Origin of the sequence: Micromonospora sp. NPDC000663, from assembly GCF_042898105.1 — a bacterium.
Lineage (GTDB): Bacteria > Actinomycetota > Actinomycetes > Mycobacteriales > Micromonosporaceae > Micromonospora.
The window spans coordinates 177,520-200,486 of the sequence record NZ_JBIAYR010000003.1; the positions used below are offsets into that span (position 1 = coordinate 177,520).

A 22,967-nucleotide genomic window follows, 5' to 3' on the forward strand; every position below is an offset into this window, starting at 1 on the left:
CACCAGTACCATTTACTAACTTCCCACTCAGTGCATTTTTCGCGTTTGGCGGACAGGCCAGGTCCCTGGTGCTGTAATTGCCATACGTCCCTCATGACGGCTCTGGGCTCGCACCAGCCGGGGGCAGTGTGTTCAGCCAGGGGCTTCGTCGACGCGAGGAGGGGGCTGTGGACACTGGAGATCGCCTGCTGACACCGGGTGAGGTCGCCGCGCTGTTTCGGGTGGACCCGAAGACTGTGACGAGATGGGCGGCGGCCGGCCGGATAGGAAGCATCCGGACTCCAGGCGGGCATCGCCGGTTTCGGGAATCCGAGGTGCGAGCCCTGCTTGAGGGGGAGGGCATGCTGGACGAGGTGGACGAGGTCGGAAAGCCACGCAACGTGGGACCGGCCGCATCCACCGGGCCGGGTCCGGCCAACGCCGGCATGTACTGAACTGGTGCGGACAACGTCACGCGGGCCGGACACCAGTCCGGTCCGCGTCCCGCTGCGACGATCAGCGAGGCGGCTCGGCCGAGCGGGCTGAGCCGAGCTGACCGGACCACCGCCGGAACAGGGTGTGCGGGACGCCTAGCGCGTCCAGCACCTTGCCGGCCACGAAGTCGACCAACTGCTGGGCGCTGGCCGCCGCGCCGGCCCCGTAGAAGCCGGGGCTGGCGGGCAGCACTATCGCGCCGGCGTCGTGCAGGTCGATGAGGTGCTCCAGGTGGCTGCGGGTCACAGGCGTCTCCCGGGGGACCACCACCACCGGGCGGCGTTCCTTGAGGTTGACCTCGGCGGCGCGCTGCAACAGGTCCTTGGAGAGCCCTATCGCGATGCCCGCGCAGGCGGCCGTGCTCGCCGGGACCACTGCCATGCCGCGTACCCGGTAGGAGCCGCTGCTCGGCCCGGCCGCCAGGTCGCCCGCCGGCCAGTGCCGCACGTCCGCGCCGCTCAGGTCCCGTCCGAGCCAGGCCGCGAGGTCCTCGGCCCAGTGGGCGTCCCGGAACGGCCGGCCTGTCTCGTCGAGCACGGTGAGCCGCGCCGCCCGGGACACGACGAGGTCCACCGGCTCGCCCGCGTCGAGGAGTCCGCCGATGACCGCCGCCGCGTACGGCGTGCCGGAGGCTCCGGAGACACCGACCACCCATGCTTCCCGCATGCCCTCAGCCTGCCTGGTCGGGGTGTACGCCGCGCCGTGGCCCCCGTTGTTGTCCCGTCCGTCATCGTCCCGACCCGCCACGGACATCATCGACAGCCGATTTCTGACATGCTCGCACCGGAGGATCACCGTGCAGCGACCGGAGGGGCGGTACGACCGATGACGGCGGCGGCAGCCCGCACCCTACGTGCCGAATGTCCCCTTCCTTCGCGGTGCTCCCCCCACTCCCCGGCGACGCAGGAGTGGCTGGCCGAGTGGGTACGCCGCTTCGATCTGCCGCTGGACGACGTCGGCCTGCGCCGGCTGGACGCTGCTCGTTTCGCCTGGTACGCGGGTCGGCTCTACCCGGACGCCAGCGCGGACGACCTGCGTACGGTGTCCGCGCTCTGGACCTGGTTCTTCCTGCTCGACGACGCCTGCGACGGGCCGCACCGGGCCAGCGGGGCGGACGTGGCGGCCCTGCGGGACGGGGTGCTGCACCTGCTGCGCGGCGGTGTCGGCGCCGGGCCGGCCGCATTTCGCGGCCCGCTGCGCCTGATGCTCGCGGACGCGTGGCAGGCGCCGCGTGCCCGGATGCCGCTCGCCTGGCAGCAGCGCTTCGCCGACGCTGTCGCCCACCACCTGGAGGGCGACCGGACGGAGGCGGAGAACAAGACCCGGGGGCACCGTCCCGGTGTCGCCGAGTACGTCGCGCTGCGCCGCGCCACCTCGGCGGCGTACGTGTCGTACACCATGATCGAGTTCGTCACCGGCCACGCGTTGCCGGACGCCGTCTACCACCATCCGGCGCTGCGGGCGCTTGCGGCGACGGGAAATGACCTGCTCTCCTGGTTCAACGACCTGGTGTCGCTGGAGACGGACCGGCTGACCTCGGGCGGGCACAATCTGGTGCTGGCCATCGCCCGGGAGCAGCGCCTGCCGCAGGAGCGGGCCGTGGAGGCGGCGGTGGACCGCTGGCGCGCGGCGATGGGGCGGTTCATGAGGCTGCGGGCTGAGGTCCCGTCCTTCGGCCCGGCCCTGGACCCGGCGGTGGCCGCGCACGTGGAGGGGGTCGCCCACTCGGTGCGCGGCACCATCGACTGGTCACTGGAGAGCGACAGGTACTCGGCCTCCCACAGGTGAGTCAGCGGGCCTGCCGCTGGCGGTCGGCGAGCGCGTTGAGCAGGGCGGCGGCGGTGCCGGCGGATCAGCAGGCCGGTCTCGTCGACCCGTACGGTGAAGGCGAACATCGCCGCGAAGACGGCGACGAGCAGCGCCGCGACGATCAGCAGCGCCCACACGCCACTGATGACGGCGAGCGTGACAAGCACGACTATGGATACCGCGCCCATGGTGATGCCCGGTCCGGCGCCGGTCTGCCCGATCCAGACGGCCCGTTCGCTCGGGGCGAGGGGGACGCGGGGCGCCTCGGGCGCGACGGGGGCCTCCGCCGGCTGGGGCGGGTCACCGGGCAGGAGCACGCCGACGAGCACGGTCGGCACGAGAGAGCCGACGATCGCCAGGGTGAACGCGCCGCCGATTCCGCCTGCCTCGCGGGCGTCGGCGAGGCCGAGCTGCCCGCGCAGGTCGACCACGGCATGAGAGTGAGCCGATGCCGCTCCCGGCCTGCTGCGTCAGCGCAGGACGCTCGCCACGACGATGCGCACATCTTCGACCGGCGGATCGCCGTGGTGCTCGGTGAACAGCAGCTGCACGGCGCCGATCAGGGTCGGCGCCAGTACCTGCACGTCCGCGTCGGCGGCGATCCGACCGAGGTCGTGCTCGGCTGCCAGGTAGCCGGCCACAGCGGCGACCGACTCGCCCACCAGGGGAAACCGGGCGGTGCCTGCCGCGCGCAGGCGGTTGCGCAGCTCGTCGCGGGCGATGGTGAGCACGATGATCGCGGACATGACCGGCTCGAAGAGTTCGAATATCGCGTCGGTGAGGTTGCCGGCAACGGTCCCTGTCCCGGCCGCATCGCGGAGTGCAACACCTTTCGCCTCCACCCCCGCGATGCGGTCGAGCACCAGATCGACCAGGAACGCGTCGAAGTCGGCGAAGTGCCGATGCAGCACGCCCTTGGCCACTCCGGCCTCGTCGGTAATCGCGCGGCTGGTCAGCGCCGTGACGCCGCCGCGCATGAGCACCCTCACGGCCGCGTCGAACAGTTGCTGGCGCGGATCGCGCAGAGCTACGCCGGTGGGCATGGAAAGCTCCCGTTTTCTTTGATGGGCGATTGCCCATTAGAGTGGGCACATGGTCACTCTACCGCCCCAACCGCACAGAGCCCGCAGCGTCGCAGAGTCATTCGGGGGCGACCCCGGGCGCTACGACCGCAGTCGGCCGCCGTATCCGGATGCGTTGATCGAGCACATCGTCGCCGCCGCACCGGGCCCCGCATTTATCGACGTCGGTTGCGGGACCGGGATCGCAGCCCGCCAGTTCCGCGCCGCCGGGTGCACGGTCGTCGGTGTCGAGCCCGACCCTCGGATGGCCGGATTCGCCCGCGCGACAGGCATCGACGTCGAGGTTGCGACCTTCGAGACGTGGGAGCCTGCCGGCCGCAACTTCGACGCGATCGTCTCCGGCACGGCCTGGCACTGGGTCGACCCTGTCGCCGGAGCCGCCAAGGCCGCCGAGATATTGCGCCCGGGCGGCGTCCTCGCGCCGTTCGGCCACGTCTACGAACTGCCGTCGCCGATTGCCGCAGCGCTCGCTGCCGGGTTACGCCGGGCTGCGCCGAACCTGCCCTACCGACAGCCGACCGGTTCCATTCTCGACGGCTACCGCGCCCTCTACGACCGCGCCGCCGAGGGAGTCCGCGCGTCCGGCTGTTTCGCCGAACCCGAGATCCGCCGTTACGACTGGCAGCGCACCTACGCCCCGAACGAACTGCTCGAACTCATCACGACTTCCGGCGGCCTCGCGAGCGCGCCACCAGATGCTCTCGCCGAGATCCTGTCGACGGTCACCGCCGCGGTCGACGGCGATGTCACCCTCGCCTATGCCACCTGGCGCCTGACCGCTGTCCGCAGGTAACCCGCCGACGCCGCTCGCCGCGAAAGGCGCTAGGCGCGCAGCCCCAGCCGCACCACGAGGTCGAGCAGGGCGAACACGAACAGCGCGATGCCGACGAACCCGTTTGCCGTGAAGAACGCACGGTTGACTTTGCTCAGGTCGGTCGGGCTGACCACCAGGTGCTGGTAGCCGAACGCGACTGCGGTAAGCGCCAGCCCCACCCACCAGAGCCAGCCGAACCCGATGAGCGCGCCGAACCAGACGAACAGCTCGAACGTCACCACGTGCGCGACAGTGGAGGCGTGCAGCGCGAAGCGCCTGCCGTACCGGGCGGGCACGCTGTGCACGCCGATCTCCTTGTCGATCTCGGAGTCCTGGCAGGCGTAGATCAGGTCGAACCCGCCGATCCACAGCCCGACCGCGGCACCCAGCAGCCAGGCCGGCCAGGAGCCGTCCAGGGTGCCGGTGACCGCCAGCCAGGCGCCGACCGGGCCGACCGCCTGGGCGATCGCGAGGATGGCGTGCGGCCAGTTGGTGAACCGCTTGCCGTACGGGTAGACCACGAGCGGCACCACGGCGAGCGGCGCCAGCACCAGGCAGAGCGGGTTGAGCAGGGCGGCGGCGGCGAGGAAGACCACTAGCGCGACGGCCGCGCCGGTCCAGGCCGTCCGCACGCTCACCGCACCAGTGACCAGTTCCCGGTTGGCGGTACGCGGGTTCCGCGCGTCGATGCTCCGGTCGAGGATCCGGTTGGCGGCCATCGCGAACGTCCGCGCCCCGACCATCGCCACGGTGATCAGCAGCAGGTCGAGCCACCGCACCCGCCCGCCGGAAACCTGCATGGCAGTCAGAGCCGACAGGTACGCGAACGGCAGCGCGAACACCGAGTGCTCGATCGCGACGAGCTTGAGGAAGGACTTGACCCGGCCCGGCTTCTCGGCCGGAGCGTCGAGAACGGCCATCAGATCCCGTACTCCTTCCAGCGCTTGTCGACCAGGGTCGTGACCTCCGGGCTCATGCGCATCTCCTCCGGCCAACCCCGGGTGTAGCCCTCGGTCGGCAGCTTGCGGGTCGCGTCGACGCCTGCCTTGCCGCCCCAGAACTGCTGGTACGAGGCGTGGTCGAGGTGGTCGACAGGGCCCTCGGTGAGCAGCAGGTCCCGTGCGTAGTCGACGTTGCCGAAGGCGCGGAACGCCACCTCGTTGTAGTCGTGCACGTCGCAGTCCTCGTCCACGATCACGATCAGCTTCGTGAGCGACATCATGTGCGCGCCCCAGATCGCGTTCATGACCTTCTGCGCGTGCTTCGGGTAGCGCTTACGGATCGACACGATCGCGCAGTTGTGGAAGACGCCGGCCGCCGGCAGGTCGTAGTCGACGATGTCCGGGATCAGGAAGCGCAGCAGCGGCGCGAAGATCCGCTCGGTGGCCTTGCCGAGACCGTGGTCCTCCTGCGGCGGCTGGGACGTGACGATCGAGTGGTAGACCGGATCACGCTGCATGGTCATGCACTCGATGTGCATCACCGGGAACGGCTCCACGGGCGTGTAGAAGCCTGTGTGGTCGCCGAACGGCCCCTCGGGCATGCGCTCGCCCGGCTCGATGTAGCCCTCCAGCACGATCTGCGCGTGCGCCGGCACCTGCAACGGGACGGTCAGGCAGTCGACCATCTCGACGCGTTCGCCGCGCAGGAACCCGGCGAACAGGTACTCGTCGATCTCGGCGGGGAGCGGCGCGCTCGCCGAGTAGGCGACCGCCGGGTCGGCGCCGATGGCGATGGCCACCGGCAGCCGCTGCCCGAGCCGCTCGGCGACCGCGTGGTGCGCCGTGGAGTTCTTGTGGATCTGCCAGTGCATGCCGATCGTGTTGTGCGAGTGCTGCTGGAGCCGGTACAGCCCGAGGTTGCGCTTGCCGGTCTGCGGGTCCTTCGTGTGGGTCAGCCCGAAGTTGTGGAAGATCCCGCCGTCCCCGGGCCAGACCTGCAACCCGGGCAGCCGGTTGAGGTCGACGTCGTCGCCGCGGTAGACGACCTGCTGGCAGGGGGCCGTCTTGACCTTCTTGGGCGGCATGGACTTGAGCTGCATGACCTTGCCGAGGCCGCCCATCATGCCCGAGAAGCCCTGTGGCAGCTCCGGCTTGAGCATGTCGCCGATCCGCTCGCCGATCTCGTCGAGGCGTTCCACCCCGAGGGCCATGGCCATCCGCTTCTCGGTGCCGAAGAGGTTGACCGCCACAGGCATCTCACCCCGCGTCGGCCGCTCGAAGAGCAGCGCCGGCCCGCCGGCCCGCACCGTCCGGGTCACCACCTCGCTGATCTCCAGGGTGGGATCGACCGGAACGGTGACCCGGCGCAGCTCCCCCGCGCGCTCGAGCGCCGCGAGGAAGTCCTTGAGATCGGTGTACGGGAAGCCACGAGCCGCCATACCCGCCAGTCTCCCGCACCCGGTGCGGCACGGCCCAAGCCGGGTGCTGTGACATACGCCCGGACGCCCCTTTGGTCAGGCCGCGGGTGTCCAGGCGTGGTCGGCAAGCGGCGGGTCGAGCGGCGCGCGGGTGAGCCGGTTCGCGAACGTCGACATGGTGTACGCGCCGACGCCGAGCACGACGTCAAGCGCCTGCCGCGACAGGTAGCCGGCGGCGAGGAAGTCGTCCAGCTCGTCGTCGGGCACCGCGCCCCGGTGGTGGAGCACGGCGAGCGTGAAGCGGCGCAGCGCCTCCAGCCTCGGCTCGGGCAGGGCGGTGCGGGCGCGCAGCGCGGCGACCAGTTCGGGGGTGGCGCCGAGCGCGGTGAGCTTGCCGGTGTGCAGGGCGACGCAGAAGTGGCATTCGTGGCTGGTGGAGATGGTGAGGATGACGACCTCCCGTTCCAGGGGTGCGAGGGTCGTCTGTTCGAAGCCGGCACTTGCGGCGAGGAAGCCGGCGAGCAGCTGCGGCGACTCGGCCATCAGCGCCACCGGGGTGGGCAGCCAGCCGAAGCGGTTGCGTACCCCCTCGATGGCTCGCCGGGCGGCGGCTGGCGCCGTCTCGGGGGTGTGGGCGGTGAAGACGGGCATGGGTTACCTACTTCCTGCCGGGACCGTAAGATAGTCAATGTGGTTGACCAAATAGTAAACGAGGTTGTCGAACATGGCAACCGATGACCCGACCCGGCCCGGCTTCCAGCTCCCACTGCTGCTGCTCGCCGGCTTCCGGACGCTGATCGACGACCTGCACGCGGAGCTGGCCCGGGAAGGACATCCCGAGCTGCGGCCGCTGCACGGGTTCGTGCTCCAAGCCGTGGGCGCGGACGGCACCACCGCCACCGAACTGGGCCAGCGGCTCGGCATCTCCAAACAGGCTGCCGGCAAGACCATCGACCGGCTGGTCGCCGTCGGCTACCTGGAGCGGGTTGACGATCCCCGCGACGCCCGACGCCGGCTGGTCCGGGTGACTCCGCGCGGCGCCGACGGGCTGCGCCGTTCGGCGGAGATCTTCGACCGGCTGCGCGCGCGGTGGGCCGACACCCTCGGCACGGAACGGGTCGACGCCATGGAGGACGACCTGCGCACGATGGCCTCGGCCAACTGGTTCCGCCTGGACATGCCCGGCTGGTTCGGCGGCTGAGTCAAGCCCGGCGGGCACATCTCACCGGCCCTGGCGTGCCACGGCCGCTCGGGCGCAGACTGATGGCATGTCGGACGCGTACGTCGTCGGCGACCCGGACGGGTTGTCTCCCCTGCTGGTCGCGGTCCGCGACGCCGTCGCCAGGGAGCTGCACTCGCAGCTGGCCATGCGCGGGGAACGGATCGAGCTGGCCGATCTGCCGGAGGTGTCCTACCAGGTCACCGTCCAGGTCGAGCGGACGCTGCGCAACTGGCGATCGGCACGGATCCACACCGCGACGGGATCGAGAATCGTCACAGCTGATCACTAGGATCAGGGGTGCCGGTCGGGCTGGTCCCGGCGCCCGCGGACCTGGCACAGCTGACCGAGCCTGGCGGAACGACGCGGGCCGGTCACGGAGTCATCCGTTGCCGGCCCGCACATCGTCGAGAGGGTCAGTCCAGCCCGCCGTACGAGTGCAGGCCGGTGAAGAAGATGTTCACGCCGAACAGGTTCATCAGCACCGTGAGGAAGCCGACCACCGCGATCCAGGTGGCCACGTTGCGCTTCACGCTTGGCGTGGCGCGGGCGTGCAGGTAGCCGGCGTACACCACCCAGGAGATGAACGCCCAGGTCTCCTTCGGGTCCCAGCCCCACGGCCGCCCCCAGGCCGCCTCGGCCCAGATCGCGCCGGCGATCACCGCGAACGTGAAGATCGGGAACGCGAAGGCGTGCAGCGAGAAGGTCAGCCGCTCCAGGCTGGCCGCGCCGGGCAGCCGCTTGGCGAGGGTGTACGGGAAGCTCCGCTTGCCCTGCTCGTACCCACTGCGCATCAGGAAGCCGACCGCCGGCACCGCGCCGAACAGGAAGATGCCTGATGCGAAGACGATCGTCGACACGTGGATGACGAACCAGTACGAGTTCAGGGCCGGCACCAGCGGCACGATAGGCACGTACAGCACCAGCTCGGCGGTGGCCACGAGCAGCACCATCACCAGGGTGAGGAACAGGCCGAGCTTGCGCAGCGACGGCCGCTTCCAGAGCACCACAAGCCAGGCCGCGACCCCGATGAACGTCACCGTGAGCACGAACTCGTACATGTTGCCCCACGGCATCCGGTCGGCCGCGAGACCGCGGGTGACAAGTGCCGCGAGGTGCAGGGCGGCTGCGACAGCCGTGGCGCCCACCCCGATCAGGCCCGCGAGTCGGGCACGTGCCGCCGGGCGGTCGGCGGCGGGCGACGACGGTACGGGCGCGGGCGGCGTCAGGACGACACCACCGCCACCGGCACCGACCAGCTCGCGTACGGGAGCCGCGGCGGCGACCCGGGTACGCGCGTTGCCCAGCGCGTACTCCACGGCGTGGCCGATCATCGCGATCAGATACGCCAGGATCGCGAAGGTCACCAGATTGTCGGAGAGTGCGGACATCACTCGGCTCCTTCTCGCGCGCCGGCCCGCCCGGCCGCCTGTTCGTCACCGCGGACAGCGGCGACAAGCTGTGCGAACTCGTCGGCGAACCCTGGATAGTCGGTGCGCGGCAACCCACCGGCCTCCATCAAGCTACTACCGCTCGTCGGAGATCGTTCCGCCGGGTCGGCGGGCACCACCCGGAAGAAGACCCGGCGGCGCTTGCCGAACAGCGAGCCCATCAGCCCGACCAGCAGGAAACCACAGCTCACCAACAGCATCGTCGAGCCGGGATCGTGCCGGACGGAGAGGGTGACGTACCGCTCGGTGCCCAGGAACTCGACAGTCGTGCCGTCGTCGAGCGTCCAGCTCTCCCCCTTGCGGAGCAGCTTGGTGCCTACCTCCTTGACCTTGCCGGCGCGTACCTGCCGCTGGTCGAGTTGGTAGACCGAGCCGGGGATGCCGGCGTCCAGACCGAGGTTGCCCCGGTAGGCGACCAGGTTCAGCGCCGGGTTGCGCTCGGTCGGGTACTCCGAGCGCACGAAGGGGGCCTGCTGCGGCGCGGTGGGCAGGTAGATGCCTGTGAACGCCATCTGCTGGTCCGGTGCCCGCTTGCCGGTCTTCGGGTCGACGTTGGCGTCCGGGAAGGCGGCAAGCCCCTCGCCGGTCAGGCCCATGTCGCCTGTGGTGAGGAATGGCGTGGTGCTGGTCTGGCTGCGACCGAACCGGTCGGTGTAGCGGATCACCGGGGCGTACCCGTGACCGAGCAGGTAGACGCTCGCGTCGTTCAGGCGCAGCGGCGCGTTCACCGAGAAGTCCGCCCGGCGGGTCGGCTCGTCGGGGCCGTCGACGGTCACCGTGGCGTTGAAGAACTCCGGCTGACCGCTGTCCAGGAACCGGGCCTGGAAGTCGTCCAGCCGCAGACAGAAGCGGGGCAGGTCGGCGCTGTCCACCCGGGGGCCGAGCTTCGCCTCGGCGTACTGCTGACGGGTGTTGCAGAACGCGTTGTCCGCACCCGCCACCAGCAGGCGGTTGCCGCTCCAGCCGTACCACGAGCCGAGCGCGACGCCGATCAGCACCGCGATCAGCGAGGTGTGGAACAGCAGGTTGCCTGTCTCCTTGAGGTAGCCCTTCTCGGCGGAGACCTCGTCGCCGCGTACCTCCACGCGCCAGCGCCGCTTGCGCAGCACCTCGGCGACGGCCGCCGCGCCGCCGGCCGGGGCGGGCAGCACGGTGTGCTGCGGCAGCCGCGCCAGCCGCTTCGGCGCGACAGGCGGCCGGGACCGCAGCGCCCGGACGTGATCGCGCAGGCGGGGCGTGATGCAGCCGATCAGCGAGGTGAACAGCAGCAGGTAGATGGCGGAGAACCAGACCGAGCCGAAGACCTCGAACGCGCCGATCCGGTCCAGTCGCGGCGCCCAGTCGGGGTGGTCGACGAAGTACTGGTTGACCTTCTCCGGGCTGATCCCGCGCTGCGGCAGCACCGAGCCGGGAATGGCGGCGACCGCGAGCAGGAAGAGCAGGATCAGCGCCGTACGCATGCTGGTGAGCTGTCGCCACGAGTTGCGCAGCAGGGCCAGCAGCCGGTTGGGCCGGCGCCGGGGTGCCGGTGCCTCGGCCTCCGGCCGGTCGTCGACGACAGTCATCAGATGCTCACCTCGCCCACCCCTACGGTGGTCTGCAACCAGATCACGAAGCTCTGCCACCCACCGGTGACAAGCGCCAGGCCGATCAGGATGAGCAGGGCGCCGCCGACCCGGGTGACCCAGCGGCTGTTGCGCCGGATGGCGCGGAAGACCCCGAGCAGGCGCTGGAAGCCCAGCCCGAACACGACGAACGGTAGCCCCAGCCCGAGGCAGTACGCCACGGCGAGCACCACGGCACGGTCGCTCTGACCGCTGGTGGCCGCCATCCCCATCACCGCGCCGAGCGTCGGGCCGGTACAGGGCACCCAGCTGAGCGCGAAGACAGCGCCGAAGACCGGTGCGCCCAGCAGCCCCGCCGACGGCAGCCGGGAGATCCGGAACTCCCGTTGCAGCGCCGGGATCATCCCGAGGTAGCCCAGCCCGAGCACGATGATCAGCGCCCCGACGACGATCTCCATCTGCCGCTCGTACTCGAAGAAGACCCGGCCGATGCCGGCGAACAGGATCGCGGTGGCGACGAAGACGACTGTGAAGCCGGCGATGAAGAGCAGCGTCCCGGCGAGCACCCGACCCTTCACGGCCACCACGGCGGACCGTTCCCGGACCGCGACGCCCCCGATGCCGCCGGGCGCCGGGTCCGCCTGAGGCCGGCGGCCTTCGAGGTCCGCGCCGGCCAGACCCGTGACGTACGACAGGTAGCCGGGGACCAGCGGGAGCACGCACGGGGACAGGAAGCTGACCAGGCCGGCGAGTGCCGCCGCGCCGATGGCGAGCAGGAGCGGCCCGCTCAGCGCCAACTCCCGGAAGGTCTCGCCCATCAGTTCGGGGTCGGCTTCTCGGCGGCGATCCGCTCGACGATCGGTTGCAGACCCTCCTGCTTGACCGCTGCCCGGATCACGGCGGCGGTCCGACCGTCCCGGTCGAGCACCACGGTCGCCGGGACGGTGTTCGGTGGGATGTCCAGGTCGAGCGCCAACCGGCTGGACGGGTCGAAGAGGCTCGGATAGGTGACCCGGCCCTCCTCGAACGCCTTGGCCTTGTCCCGCGAGTCCTGGACGTTGATGCCGAGGAACGTCACCCCTGAAGCCTTGGTGGCCTGGTAGGTAGCCTCCAGGTCGTCGGCCTCCGCGCGGCACGGCGCGCACCAGGAGCCCCAGAAGTTGACCACCACGACCTGCCCACGGGCCTGGTTGACGTCGTACGTGCCGCCGGTGAGCAGCTCACCGGCGAGCTTCGGCGGGGCCGAGCGCTGGTCCGGCGCGCACTCGAAGATCCCGTCGGTGGTGGTCGTGCAGGTCTTCTCCTGCCCCTTGGACGACGTGCAGCCGACAAGCGCCACCGCGGCGACTGTGGCGAGCAGACCGGCGGTCCACCTCCGGGCGTTCATCAGGCCCCCTTGGCCGTCCGGGCTGTCGCGGAGAGAGCGATCAGGTGGGCGGCGGGCTCGCTGTAGCCGATGCCCACCACCTTCGCGCCGTCGAAGTGGAACGACGTGAGGCTGGCCAGCCCGCACTGCCGTTTGCGCGGGTCGTGCCAGAGCCGCTTGCGCTCGACGTACCGGCGCAGCGTCCAGATCGGGAGCTGGTGCGACACCAGCACCGCCTCGCGCCCCTCGGCGGCGACCCGGGCGGCGTGCACGGCGGCGAACATCCGCTCGGCGATCACCCGGTACGCCTCACCCCAGGACGGCGTCACCGGGTCGCGCAGCACCCACCAGTTGCGCGGGTCGCGGAACGACCCGTCACCAGGGGACACCTTCTTGCCCTCGAACCAGTTGGCGCTCTCGATCAGCCGCTCGTCCACCCCGACCGGCAGCCCGAACTGGGCGGCGATCGGCTCGGCGGTCTGCTGGGCGCGTTCCAGAGGGCTGGCCACCACGTGCACGATCTCCCGCTCGGCGAGACCCTCCGCGGCGGCCTTGGCCATCTGCACACCCAGCTCGGACAGGCGGAAACCGGGCAGCCGGCCGTAGAGGATCTGGTCGGGGTTATGCACCTCGCCGTGCCGGAGCACGTGGACCGTCGTCTTGCTCACCGTTGCTACCCCCCGTGACCAGCCGCTGCCGCCGCGTTCGCCGCCGTCGGCAGCGCGGCCGCGATGTGCTCCAGAGCGGCGTCGTCGATCGCCGCCGACACGAACCACGACTCGAACGCGCTCGGCGGCAGGTAGACGCCGGCGGCGAGCATCGCGTGGAAGAACGCCTTGAACGCCGGCACCTGCTGGGTACGGGCGCTGTCGTAGTCCACGACGTCGGCGTCGGTGAAGAAGATCGAGAACATGCTGCCCGCGTACGACAGTCGGTGCGGGACCCCGGCGGCGGCAAGCGCGTCGGACGCGAGCTTGCCCACGACGGCGGCCGTCTCGTCGAGGCGCCGGTAGAGCGCGTCGTCGGCGAGCCGCAGCGTGGCCAGGCCGGCGGCGCAGGCCAGCGGGTTACCGGAGAGCGTGCCGGCCTGGTAGACCGGGCCGGCCGGCGCGAGCCGCGACATGATCTCCGCGCGCCCGCCGAACGCGGCGGCGGGCAGGCCGCCCCCCATGACCTTGCCGTACGTCCACAGGTCGGCGTCGGAGGCGTCGAGGCCGTGCCACCCGGCGCGGGAGACCCGGAACCCGGTCATCACCTCGTCCACCACGAGCAGCGCACCGTGGGCGTGGGCGATCCGGGCGAGCTGCTGGTTGAAGCCGTCGCGGGGGGCCACCACGCCCATGTTGCCGGCGGCCGCCTCGGTGATCACCGCGGCGATGTGCTGGCCCTCGGCGGCGAAGGCCTCCTCGACGGCCCGGATGTCGTTGTACGGCAGGACGATCGTCTCGCTGGCCGCCGCGCCCGTCACGCCCGGCGAGTCGGGCAGGCCGAGGGTGGCCACGCCGGACCCGGCGGAGGCGAGCAGCGCGTCGACGTGGCCGTGGTAGCAGCCAGCGAACTTGACGATCTTGGAGCGGCCGGTGAAGCCGCGAGCCAGCCGGATCGCCGACATGGTCGCCTCGGTGCCGGAGTTGACCAGGCGTACCTGCTCCATCGGCGTCCGGTCCACCAGCTCGGCGGCCAGCTCCACCTCACCGGGGGTGGGGGTGCCGAAGCTGGTGCCCCGGGCGGCGGCGGCCTGCACGGCGTCCACCACCTCCGGGTGGGCGTGCCCGAGGATCAGCGGACCCCACGAGCAGACCAGGTCGACGTAGCGGCGATCGTCGGCGTCGTACAGCCACGCGCCCTCGCCACGGACCATGAAACGTGGGGCGCCGCCGACCGCCTGGAAGGCACGCACGGGGGAGTTCACCCCGCCCGGCACGATGGCGCGGGCGCGGTCGAACAGGGCCTCGGAGGCCGGCGCGTCGGCCGGGTAACGGCCAGATCCGGCGGAAACGATGTCGGTCACGATGCCGCCATTGTGTCAGCGCCGAACGGCCAACCAGCAGCCACCCCGGGCCGGGGTTACCGGGCTCACCCGCCATCGGCGCTCGTCGGAGCCCGTCGGGCGCGGCTCGCGGCCTCGACAGGCCGGGTCGCCTGGATCGCGCTAGGCTGACCGGGTGGATCGTGCCGAACTGTCCATCACGCTACACCGGACGGGCGACGAAGCAGTGCTGCGCCTGGCCGGTGAGATCGACATGCTCACGGCCGCCCAGCTCTCCACAGTCGTCAACGAGGTGCTGGCCGACCCGCCGCCGCGCATCGTGCTCGACCTCGGTGGCGTCACGTTCTGCGACTCGCAGGGCCTGGGCACACTCGTCGTCCTCAGCCGCAAGGCCAGCCACGCGCAGAGCCTGCTGATGCTCACCCACGTGGGCGACTTCCTGATCCGCGTCCTGGACATCACCGGCCTGCGCAGCGCCCTGATGATCCGCAACGACCAACCCACCGGCTGACAACCCGCACGCCGCCGGTCAAGCGCCGTTGATCATGAGGTTGACGGGCGATCAGGTGCCCGTACCACCCGCCAGCCTCATGATCGGCGCGGGTCAGGTGGGTCAGAGGGTGGGGATGTCGCGGGATCGGAACGTGCGCAGGGCCAGGGCCAGGAGCGCCGCCGCGATCATCGTCAGCGCCGCCAGCGGCGTTGCCGTCCAGGTGTCACCCAGGACCTGCGGGGTGTGCGTGAACGGGGAGACGTCAAGCGCCCACTGACTCAGCTTGAGCACCGCGCCCAACTGACCGAGCAACAGGCAACCCGCGAGCACCGCCCATGCCGCACCGGAGAACCGGGGCAGCCAGCCCACCAGCAGCGCCGCCAACCCGGCCAGCACCCAGACCGCAGGCACCTGGGCCAGCCCGGCACCGAGCATCCGGGGCAGCTCACGGCCGACGTCACCCACACTGAGGCCGTACGCCAGCCCGGTGGCGAGCCCCGCCACGGCCAGCACCAGCGCCGGGCCGAGCAGCGCGAAGAGCAGGTGCGCCGCCAGCCAGCGGGTCCGGCTCACCCGGGTGGCGAGCAGCGGCTCGGCCCGCCCGGCGGTCTCCTCGGCCCGCGCCCGCAGCGCGGCCTGGATGCCGTACCCGGCGGCGGCCAGCGCGGTCAGGCTCAACGTCCCACCGAGGTACGCCTCGGCGAGCGCCGACGTGCCGCCGAGGCGGGCCAGGATCTCGGCGACCTGCTGGTTGCCCTGCACCGCGTCGCCGGCCGCGTCAGCCGCGCCGCCCAGCACGAGGCCGAGCAGCCCGAAGCCGACGGTCCACCCGAGCAACTGACCCCGGTGCAGTCGCCAGGCCAGGCCGAACGGGCCGGTGAGCCCACGACCGGCGCTCGCCGGGCCGAGCCGGGGCGGGAACACTCCGGCGCCGAGGTCACGACGCACCGAGACGGGGTACGCGACGAGCGCGACAGCCACGCTGAACAGCACCGGAAGCAGCAGCACCCACCACCGCTCGTCGGCGAAGGCCCGCCCCCGGGCCGCCCAGCCCAGCGGTGAGAGCCAGCTCAGCCACTCGGCGCTCCCGCCGGTGCCGCCCGACCCGCCGGCGTCGCCGCCCAACCGCAGCAGGAACGCCAACCCGAGCACGCCCAGGCCGATCCCGCGCGCACCCCCGGCGCTCTCGGTGAGCTGCGCGGCCAACCCGCCGACGCTGGCGAAGGCGATGCCGGTGAGCGCCACCCCCGCGCCGAAGAGCAGCGAACCGGCACCAGGCTGGCCCGCGGCGACCAGGCCGGCGGCGGTGAGCAGACCCAGCAGCACATTCGCCGCGTACGTCACCAGCAGCGCGGCGGTGAGCCCGGCGTACCGGCCCAGCACCGTCGCGCCGAGCAACTCCCGGCGACCGGCCTCCTCCTCGGTACGGGTGTGCCGCACCACGGTGAGCACGCTGACCAGGGCGACGACCAGGGCGAGCAGGCCGGCCCGCTGAACGGTGAGCGCGCCGACGCTGTCGCCGTACACCGGGCCGAGCAGTGCGACGATCGACGGGTTGCTCGCCGTGCCGGCCCGGTACGCGGCCCGCTCGGCGGCGGTCGGGTACAGCTCGGCGTACGTGCCGGCGTAGCTGGCCGGAAGCACCGCCAGCAGCAGGATCCAGATCGGCAGCAGCACCCGGTCCCGGCGCAGGATGAGCCGCACCAGGTGCCGGGTGCCGGTCAGCGCGGTCGCTGATCTGCGTTTCGTTCGCGACTGCGGGGCTCGCAGGCCCGGCTCACTCCTCGCGCTCACGACCGCACCTGCTCGGCCTGGTAGTGCCGCAGGAACAGCTCCTCCAACGTCGGCGGTTGGCTGACCAGGCTCCGTACGCCGATCTCGGTGAGCCGGCGCAGCGCGGCGTCCAGCGCGGCGTTCTCGACGTCGAAGCGCACGCGGCTCCCGTCCACCCGCAGGTCGTGTACGCCGGTGAGCTGGCCCAGCCCGTCCACCGGTCCGGTCAGCTCGGCCTCGATCGAGGTGCGTCGCAGGTGACGCAGCTCGGTCAGGGTGCCGGTCTCCACGTCCCGTCCGTTGCGGATGATCGTCACCCTGTCGCAGAGCGCCTCCACCTCGGCCAGGATGTGGCTGGACAACAGCACGGTGCGGCCGTCGGCCTTCGCCCGGCGGACCCAGTGCTGGAAGACCTCCTCCATGAGGGGGTCCAGGCCGGAGGTGGGCTCGTCCAGGATGAGCAGTTCGGCGTCGGAGGCGAGGGCCGCCACCAGGCCGACCTTCTGCCTGTTGCCCTTGGAGTAGGCCCGGCCCTTCTTGCGGGGGTCCAGCTCGAAGGTGTCGAGCAGTTCGGCCCGGCGGGCCGGGTCGAGGCCGCCGCGCATCCGGCCGAGCAGGTCGATGACCTCGCCGCCGGAGAGGTTGGGCCAGAGCGTGACGTCGCCCGGCACGTACGCCAGCCGGCGGTGCAGGGCCACCGCGTCGCGCCACGGGTCGCCACCAAGGAGGCGGAGGGTCCCGGCGTCGGTCCGCAGCAGGCCGAGCAGCGCCCGGATGGCTGTCGACTTACCGGCGCCGTTGGGGCCGAGGAAGCCGTGCACCTCGCCGGCGCGGACGGTCAGGTTCAGACCGTCGAGCGCCCGGGTCCGGCCGAAGGTCTTGACCAGGCCGGACACCGAAATGGGAGTTTCCATACATCGGAAGCTACACTCGTTTCACGAAGTTGTGAAGACTGTGAGACCTCGGCACCATCGAGGGCTACACCACACACGGAAGGGGACCACCATGGCAGCCGGCGACAGCCACGACCCGGTGCACCTCTTCGTCGAGCGGATGGCGTTGACCTTCGCCGAGGTCGGCTTCCCGCGGATGGCCGCCCGGGTGCTGTTCACGGTGATGAGCGCCGACGATCCGCTGACCGCCGCCGAGATCGGCGAGCGGCTCGGGGTGAGCGCGGCCGCGGTCAGCGGTGCCGTCCGCTACCTCACCCAGTTCGGCATGCTGATCCGCGAGCCGGTCCCCCGCTCCCGCCGGGACCGCTACCGGATGCCTGACAACCCCTGGTACGAGGCCACCATCACCAAGACCGGGCTCTACAAGACCTTCATCGACGTCGCCGACGGCGGAGTGGCAGCCCTCAACGGCCCCGACACGCCCGCCGGCGAACGGGTGGCCGAGATGCGCGACTTCTTCGTCTTCGTCCAGGAAGAGATCGACTCGCTGGGTGAACGCTGGCGGGTCCGTCGGGCCGCCACCGGCCATGCCCGACCCGGCGAGGCCTGACCGCCCCGGTCAGTCGGTGTTGCCCCAACGGGCCTGCTCCAGCAGACGCACGGCCCGGTCACGGGCCTGGACGTCGTCCGAGCGGAGCAGCGTCGTCGCTTCGTCGACCGCGTCGGTGAGCCGCCGCCACTGCGTGTCGCGCTCCCGGACCAGGTCCGACTGGGCGGCCAACTGCCGGGTCTTCACCCACAACTCCACGAAGACCGACACCTTGGCCCGCAGCACCCACGGGTCGAACGGCTTGGTGAGGTAGTCCACAGCGCCCACCTGGTAGCCCCGGAGCGCGAGCTGGGCGTCCCGGTCGGCGGCGGTGAGGAAGATGATCGGCACGTGCCGGGTCCGCTCCCGACGCTTGATGTGGCTGGCCGTCTCGAAGCCGTCCATGTCCGGCATCTGCGCGTCCAGCAGGATCACCGCGAAGTCGTCCACAAGCAACTGCTTGAGGGCCGCCTCGCCGCTCTCCACCGCCACCGACTGGACCGGCAGGCCCTGGAGGATCGCCTCCAGGGCCATCAGATTCTCCCGCCGGTCGTCCACGAGCAGCGCCTTGGCCATCTGGGTCACGAGGTCTCCTCAGTCCGGCTGCCGCTGATCCAGGACGACATCAACTCGATCAGGTCGTCCAGGTCGACCGGCTTGGTGATGTAGTCGCTGCCACCGGCCGCGAGCGCCGACTCGCGGTCACCAGGCATCGCCTTCGCGGTCAGGAACACCACGGGCAGGTCCGCGAACCGGTGGTTGCGGCGGATCTGGCGGGTCGTCTCGTACCCGTCCTGGTCGGGCATCATGGCGTCCATCAGCACGATGTCTACCTCCGGATGCTCGGCCAGCAGGCGGACGCCGTCCGCCCCGTTGTCCGAGTACAGCACGGTCATCCCGTGCAGCTCCAACGCACTGGTCAGGGCGAAGACGTTCCGCACGTCGTCGTCCACGATCAGCACCGTGGCGCCGTCCAACTGCCGGGTGACCGGCGCCTCCGGCCGCTCCGCCAACAGCTCCAGCGGCGGCATCAGCAGCGACGACGGCAGACCGGCGCGCTGCGGCGACGGCGGCGCGGGCGCGACCACCGCGTCCGGAGCCAGCACCTGGGGTACGAAGAGCGTGAACGTCGAACCCTGACCGGGCGCCGACGACACGGTGATGGTGCCACCGATCAGCCGGGCCAGATCGCGGCTGATCGACAATCCGAGGCCGGTGCCACCGTAGCGACGGCTCGTGGTGCCGTCCGCCTGCTGGAACGCCTCGAAGATGATCGACAGCTTGTCGTCGGAAATCCCGATCCCGGTGTCGATCACCGTGAACGCGATCACCTGCTGGGCGTTCGTCAGCGCCGGCACGTCGAATACCGCGTTCTCGGCAGCCGGGGCGATCCGCAGCGTCACCGCGCCGTTGTCGGTGAACTTCACCGCGTTGGACAGCAGGTTGCGCAGGATCTGCTGCAACCGCTGCGCGTCGGTGACCAGCGCGGGCGGCAGATCCTTGCTCACGCGTACCTGGAAGTCGAGGTTCTTCTCCTCGGCCTGCGGCGCGAACGCCTGCTCGACGTACCCGCGGATCTCCGTGAAGCGGATCTCGGTCGGCTCGACGTCCATCCGGCCCGCCTCGATCTTGGACAGGTCCAGGATGTCGTCGATGAGACGCAGCAGGTCCGACCCGGAACCGTGGATGGTCCGGGCGAACTCGATCTGCTTGGGGCTCAGGTTCTGCTCCGAGTTCTCCGCGAGCAGACGCGCCAGCAGCAGCAAGGAGTTCAGAGGCGTACGCAGCTCGTGGCTCATGTTCGCCAGGAACTCCGACTTGTACGCCGACGCCCGGGTGAGCTGCTGCGCCTTCTCCTCCAGGCCGAGCCGGGCCAGCTCGATCTCCCGGTTCTTCGTCTCGATGTTGCCCTTCTGCTCGGACAGCAGAGTGGCCTTCTCCTCCAGCTCGGCGTTCGTGCGCTGCAACTCCGCCGACTGCTCCTGCAACTCGTGGGCGAGCCGCTGCGACTGGGCCAGCAGCTCCTCCGTACGCCTGTTGGCCTGGATGGTGTTGACCGCGATGCCGATGGTCAGCACCAACCGCTCCAGGAACGACAGGTGCAGCTCGGAGAAGGCGTCCACGCTCGCGAACTCGATCACCCCGAGCAGCTCCCCCTCGAAGAGGACGGGGAGCACCACCAGGTCGGACGGGGGTGTCTCGGCGAGGCCGGAGCGCAGGGTGAGTCGGCTGTTCGGCGAGGCGCTGACCCGGATCGTGCGGCGGGACAGGGCGGTCTGCCCGACCAGCCCCTCACCCGGGCCGAAGGTGACGTCGTGCCCCCGCGCCACGTACCCGTACGACGAGGTCAGCCGCAGCCGCATGCTGCCGTCGGTGTCGTCGGCGAGGAAGAAGGCGCCGAGCTGGGCGTCGACGAGCGGGGTCACCTCCGTCATGATCATGCGGCAGACCTCGCCCAGGTCCCGCTGACCCTGCAACAGGCCGCCGATGCGGGCCAGGTTGGAGTCCAGCCAGCCCTGCTCCGCGTTCTTCTTGGTCGTCTCCCGAAGGGTGACGATCATCTGGTTGATGTTGTCCTTCAGCTCGGCGACCTCGCCCTGCGCCTTGACCGCGATCCGCTGGGTCAGGTCGCCCCTGGTCACCGACGTGGACACCTGGGCGATTGCCCGCAGCTGGGTGGTGAGCGTGGAAGCGAGCTGGTTGACGTTCTCGGTGAGGTCCCGCCAGGTGCCGGAGACGCCCTTGACCTGCGCCTGACCACCGAGCTTGCCCTCGATGCCGACCTCGCGGGCGACCCGGGTCACCTCGTCGGCGAACGACGACAGCTGGTCGACCATCGTGTTGACAGTCGACTTCAGCTCCAGGATCTCGCCCTGCGCGTCCACGGTGATCTTCTGGCTCAGGTCACCCTTCGCCACAGCCGTGGTCACCGAGGCGATGTTGCGGACCTGGCTGGTCAGGTTCGACGCCATCGAGTTCACGTTGTCCGTCAGGTCCCGCCACGTACCGCTCACGCCCTTGACCTGGGCCTGCCCGCCGAGCTTGCCCTCGGTGCCCACCTCGCGGGCGACCCGGGTCACCTCGTCGGCGAACGACGACAACTGGTCGACCATCGTGTTGACAGTCGACTTCAACTCCAGGATCTCGCCCCGGGCGTCCACCGTGATCTTCTGCGACAGGTCACCCTTGGCCACCGCCGTGGAGACCTGGGCGATGTTGCGGACCTGGGCGGTCAGGTTCGACGCCATCGAGTTCACGTTGTCGGTGAGGTCGCGCCAGGTGCCGGCGACCCCGCGTACCTGGGCCTGCCCGCCGAGCTTGCCCTCGGTGCCCACCTCGCGGGCGACCCGGGTCACCTCGTCGGCGAACGACGACAACTGGTCCACCATCGTGTTGACAGTCGACTTCAACTCCAGGATCTCGCCCCGGGCGTCCACCGTGATCTTCTGCGACAGGTCACCCTTCGCCACGGCCGTGGTCACCGAGGCGATGTTCCGGACCTGGCTGGTCAGGTTCGACGCCATCGAGTTCACGTTGTCCGTCAGGTCCCGCCACGTACCGCTGACGCCCTTGACCTGGGCCTGACCGCCCAGGTTGCCCTCGGTGCCCACCTCACGCGCGACCCGGGTCACCTCGTCGGCGAACGACGACAACTGGTCAACCATCGTGTTGACCGTGTTCTTCAGCTCCAGGATCTCGCCCTGCGCGTCCACGGTGATCTTCTGCGACAGGTCGCCCTTGGCCACAGCCGTGGAGACCTGGGAGATGTTGCGAACCTGGCTGGTCAGGTTGCCGGCGAGCTGGTTGACGTTCTCGGTGAGGTCCCGCCAGGTGCCGGAGACGCCCCGGACCTGGGCCTGACCGCCGAGCTTGCCCTCGATGCCCACCTCACGCGCGACCCGGGTCACCTCGTCCGCGAACGACGACAACTGGTCCACCATCGTGTTGACGGTGTCCTTCAGCTCCAGGATCTCGCCCTGCGCCGCCACGGTGATCTTCTGCGACAGGTCACCGCGTGCCACTGCTGTGGAGACCTGCGCGATGTTGCGGACCTGGGCGGTCAGGTTCGACGCCATCGAGTTGACGCTGTCGGTCAGGTCCTTCCACGTGCCCGCCACGTTCGGCACCTCGGCCTGGCCGCCCAGCTTGCCCTCGGTGCCCACCTCGCGGGCCACCCGGGTCACCTGCTCGGCGAAGAGCCGCAGCGTGTCCGTGAGGTAGTTCATGGTGGCGGCCAACTCCGCCACCTCACCGCGTGCGCCGACCGTGATCTTCTGCGACAGGTCGCCCTTAGCCACCGCCGTCGCCACCTGCGAGATCGACCGCACCTGGCCGGTCAGGTTCGACGCCATGGTGTTCACCGAGTCGGTGAGGTCCTTCCAGGTGCCGGCGACACCCCGGACGTCCGCCTGACCGCCCAGCTTGCCCTCGGTGCCCACCTCACGGGCGACCCGGGTCACCTCGTTCGAGAACGACGACAACTGGTCGACCATCGTGTTGACCGTGCGCCCGATGCGCAGGTACTCACCGCGCAGCGGCCGTCCGTCGATCTCCAGCGCCATGTGCTGCGACAGGTCGCCGTCGGCGACCGCCACGATCACCCGGGCGATCTCCGTGGTCGGCCGGCCCAGGTCGTCGATCAGCGAGTTGATCGCCCGCTGCCCCTCCGCCCAGGACCCGTCCAGCCCTTCGTCGTCCAGCCGTTCGGTGAGCCGACCGTCCCGGCCGACGATCCGGCTGATCCGCCGCAGGTCCAGGTACTGCCGCTCCTGGAGCGACACCACCTCGTTGAAGGCGTCCGCCACCTCGCCGGCCTTGCCAGCACGGCGGGGAAGCCGGACCTTCAGATCGCCGCAGCCGATCCGTCGCAGCGCCTCGGTCAACTCACCGAGGAGCGCCTCGTGGTCGGACGCGGACGGATCCGCCACCGACTGCTTCGCCGTGGTCATCATTCCTCGCTCAACTCGGGGGCGCCGGTCCGTACGGACACACCGGCACCCCATATTGTGCCTGCGCGCGCCGCGGTGCCAGGGTTCGCGACCCGCCGGACCCCCCGGGTACCGCAACCGATCCACCCACCGGCAACCGAT

General features: G+C 70.7%; 22 protein-coding genes. 7 read left to right on the forward strand and 15 right to left on the reverse strand.

The window, feature by feature from the left end; genetic code table 11:
• Nucleotides 1-167: 167 nt before the first annotated feature.
• On the forward strand, nt 168-434 hold the full coding sequence (locus ACFY1S_RS13045) for a BldC family transcriptional regulator (protein ID WP_007454516.1): 267 nt from the start codon (nt 168-170) through the stop codon (nt 432-434).
• 61 nt (nt 435-495) lie between these two features.
• Here ACFY1S_RS13045 and ACFY1S_RS13050 read toward each other — a convergent pair whose 3' ends face one another.
• Nucleotides 496-1,140 (reverse strand): UbiX family flavin prenyltransferase, encoded by a 645-nt coding sequence (locus tag ACFY1S_RS13050; protein ID WP_387116472.1) that lies wholly within the window; start codon nt 1,138-1,140, stop codon nt 496-498.
• A 159-nt stretch (nt 1,141-1,299) separates the two neighbouring features.
• Here ACFY1S_RS13050 and ACFY1S_RS13055 point away from each other — a divergent pair, with 159 nt between their 5' ends.
• On the forward strand, nt 1,300-2,262 hold the full coding sequence (locus ACFY1S_RS13055; RefSeq protein WP_387116475.1) for a terpene synthase: 963 nt from the start codon (nt 1,300-1,302) through the stop codon (nt 2,260-2,262).
• A gap of 491 nt (nt 2,263-2,753) precedes the next feature.
• On the opposite strand, the gene ACFY1S_RS13060 is transcribed toward ACFY1S_RS13055, so the two are convergent.
• Nucleotides 2,754-3,326 carry a TetR/AcrR family transcriptional regulator gene (locus ACFY1S_RS13060; protein WP_387116478.1) on the reverse strand — a complete coding sequence of 191 codons (573 nt, stop codon included), beginning with the start codon at nt 3,324-3,326 and terminating at the stop codon, nt 2,754-2,756.
• A 49-nt stretch (nt 3,327-3,375) separates the two neighbouring features.
• Between ACFY1S_RS13060 and ACFY1S_RS13065 the strand changes: the two genes are divergently transcribed.
• Nucleotides 3,376-4,158 carry a class I SAM-dependent methyltransferase gene (locus ACFY1S_RS13065; protein WP_387116481.1) on the forward strand — a complete coding sequence of 261 codons (783 nt, stop codon included), beginning with the start codon at nt 3,376-3,378 and terminating at the stop codon, nt 4,156-4,158.
• Nucleotides 4,159-4,187: 29 nt separating this feature from the next.
• Here the strand turns inward: ACFY1S_RS13065 and mqnP are convergent, their stop codons facing one another.
• The 3 genes from mqnP to ACFY1S_RS13080 form a co-directional block, all read right to left on the reverse strand.
• The gene (gene mqnP / locus ACFY1S_RS13070) at nt 4,188-5,099 is read right to left on the reverse strand and encodes a menaquinone biosynthesis prenyltransferase MqnP (RefSeq protein ID WP_387116484.1); all 912 of its coding nucleotides are present in this window, start codon (nt 5,097-5,099) and stop codon (nt 4,188-4,190) included.
• Entirely contained in the window at nt 5,099-6,559 is a 1,461-nt protein-coding gene (locus ACFY1S_RS13075) for a menaquinone biosynthesis decarboxylase (protein ID WP_387116487.1), read from the reverse strand. Before ACFY1S_RS13075 ends, mqnP begins: the two co-directional genes overlap by 1 nt.
• 75 nt (nt 6,560-6,634) lie before the next feature.
• Complete coding sequence (locus ACFY1S_RS13080; protein WP_387116490.1) at nt 6,635-7,189, reverse strand: carboxymuconolactone decarboxylase family protein; 555 nt, start codon at nt 7,187-7,189, stop codon at nt 6,635-6,637.
• A gap of 73 nt (nt 7,190-7,262) precedes the next feature.
• Here ACFY1S_RS13080 and ACFY1S_RS13085 point away from each other — a divergent pair, with 73 nt between their 5' ends.
• Together ACFY1S_RS13085 and ACFY1S_RS13090 are read left to right on the forward strand one after the other, a co-directional pair.
• Nucleotides 7,263-7,739 (forward strand): MarR family winged helix-turn-helix transcriptional regulator, encoded by a 477-nt coding sequence (locus tag ACFY1S_RS13085; protein ID WP_387116492.1) that lies wholly within the window; start codon nt 7,263-7,265, stop codon nt 7,737-7,739.
• Nucleotides 7,740-7,806: 67 nt separating this feature from the next.
• Nucleotides 7,807-8,049 (forward strand): hypothetical protein, encoded by a 243-nt coding sequence (locus tag ACFY1S_RS13090; RefSeq protein WP_387116495.1) that lies wholly within the window; start codon nt 7,807-7,809, stop codon nt 8,047-8,049.
• Nucleotides 8,050-8,173: 124 nt separating this feature from the next.
• Here the strand turns inward: ACFY1S_RS13090 and ccsB are convergent, their stop codons facing one another.
• The 6 genes from ccsB to hemL are packed head-to-tail and all read right to left on the reverse strand — an operon-like array spanning nt 8,174 to nt 14,150.
• Complete coding sequence (ccsB, locus tag ACFY1S_RS13095) at nt 8,174-9,148, reverse strand: c-type cytochrome biogenesis protein CcsB (protein ID WP_387116498.1); 975 nt, start codon at nt 9,146-9,148, stop codon at nt 8,174-8,176.
• Entirely contained in the window at nt 9,148-10,773 is a 1,626-nt protein-coding gene (locus tag ACFY1S_RS13100) for a cytochrome c biogenesis protein ResB (RefSeq protein WP_387116501.1), read from the reverse strand. The genes ccsB and ACFY1S_RS13100 overlap by 1 nt, the downstream gene beginning before the upstream one ends.
• Nucleotides 10,773-11,591 carry a cytochrome c biogenesis CcdA family protein gene (locus ACFY1S_RS13105; protein ID WP_387116504.1) on the reverse strand — a complete coding sequence of 273 codons (819 nt, stop codon included), beginning with the start codon at nt 11,589-11,591 and terminating at the stop codon, nt 10,773-10,775. The genes ACFY1S_RS13100 and ACFY1S_RS13105 overlap by 1 nt, the downstream gene beginning before the upstream one ends.
• Complete coding sequence (locus ACFY1S_RS13110) at nt 11,591-12,160, reverse strand: TlpA family protein disulfide reductase (RefSeq protein ID WP_387116507.1); 570 nt, start codon at nt 12,158-12,160, stop codon at nt 11,591-11,593. The genes ACFY1S_RS13105 and ACFY1S_RS13110 overlap by 1 nt, the downstream gene beginning before the upstream one ends.
• Nucleotides 12,160-12,807 (reverse strand): histidine phosphatase family protein, encoded by a 648-nt coding sequence (locus ACFY1S_RS13115; protein ID WP_354815974.1) that lies wholly within the window; start codon nt 12,805-12,807, stop codon nt 12,160-12,162. The genes ACFY1S_RS13110 and ACFY1S_RS13115 overlap by 1 nt, the downstream gene beginning before the upstream one ends.
• Nucleotides 12,808-12,812: 5 nt before the next feature.
• On the reverse strand, nt 12,813-14,150 hold the full coding sequence (gene hemL, locus ACFY1S_RS13120) for a glutamate-1-semialdehyde 2,1-aminomutase (protein ID WP_364369395.1): 1,338 nt from the start codon (nt 14,148-14,150) through the stop codon (nt 12,813-12,815).
• A 154-nt stretch (nt 14,151-14,304) separates the two neighbouring features.
• Here hemL and ACFY1S_RS13125 point away from each other — a divergent pair, with 154 nt between their 5' ends.
• On the forward strand, nt 14,305-14,640 hold the full coding sequence (locus tag ACFY1S_RS13125) for an STAS domain-containing protein (protein ID WP_007454492.1): 336 nt from the start codon (nt 14,305-14,307) through the stop codon (nt 14,638-14,640).
• Between the two features lie 102 nt (nt 14,641-14,742).
• Here the strand turns inward: ACFY1S_RS13125 and ACFY1S_RS13130 are convergent, their stop codons facing one another.
• Nucleotides 14,743-16,416, reverse strand: a complete 1,674-nt coding sequence (locus ACFY1S_RS13130; protein WP_387116512.1) for an ABC transporter permease — start codon at nt 16,414-16,416, stop codon at nt 14,743-14,745.
• Complete coding sequence (locus tag ACFY1S_RS13135; protein WP_364369402.1) at nt 16,413-17,309, reverse strand: ABC transporter ATP-binding protein; 897 nt, start codon at nt 17,307-17,309, stop codon at nt 16,413-16,415. The genes ACFY1S_RS13130 and ACFY1S_RS13135 overlap by 4 nt, the downstream gene beginning before the upstream one ends.
• A 91-nt stretch (nt 17,310-17,400) precedes the next feature.
• Between ACFY1S_RS13135 and ACFY1S_RS13140 the strand changes: the two genes are divergently transcribed.
• A complete protein-coding gene (locus tag ACFY1S_RS13140; RefSeq protein WP_387116515.1) occupies nt 17,401-17,898 on the forward strand; it encodes a GbsR/MarR family transcriptional regulator in 498 nt (165 codons plus the stop codon).
• A gap of 9 nt (nt 17,899-17,907) precedes the next feature.
• On the opposite strand, the gene ACFY1S_RS13145 is transcribed toward ACFY1S_RS13140, so the two are convergent.
• Nucleotides 17,908-18,462, reverse strand: a complete 555-nt coding sequence (locus ACFY1S_RS13145) for a response regulator (protein ID WP_364369408.1) — start codon at nt 18,460-18,462, stop codon at nt 17,908-17,910.
• Complete coding sequence (locus ACFY1S_RS13150) at nt 18,459-22,826, reverse strand: HAMP domain-containing protein (RefSeq protein ID WP_387116519.1); 4,368 nt, start codon at nt 22,824-22,826, stop codon at nt 18,459-18,461. Before ACFY1S_RS13150 ends, ACFY1S_RS13145 begins: the two co-directional genes overlap by 4 nt.
• Between the last annotated feature and the right edge of the window lie 141 nt (nt 22,827-22,967).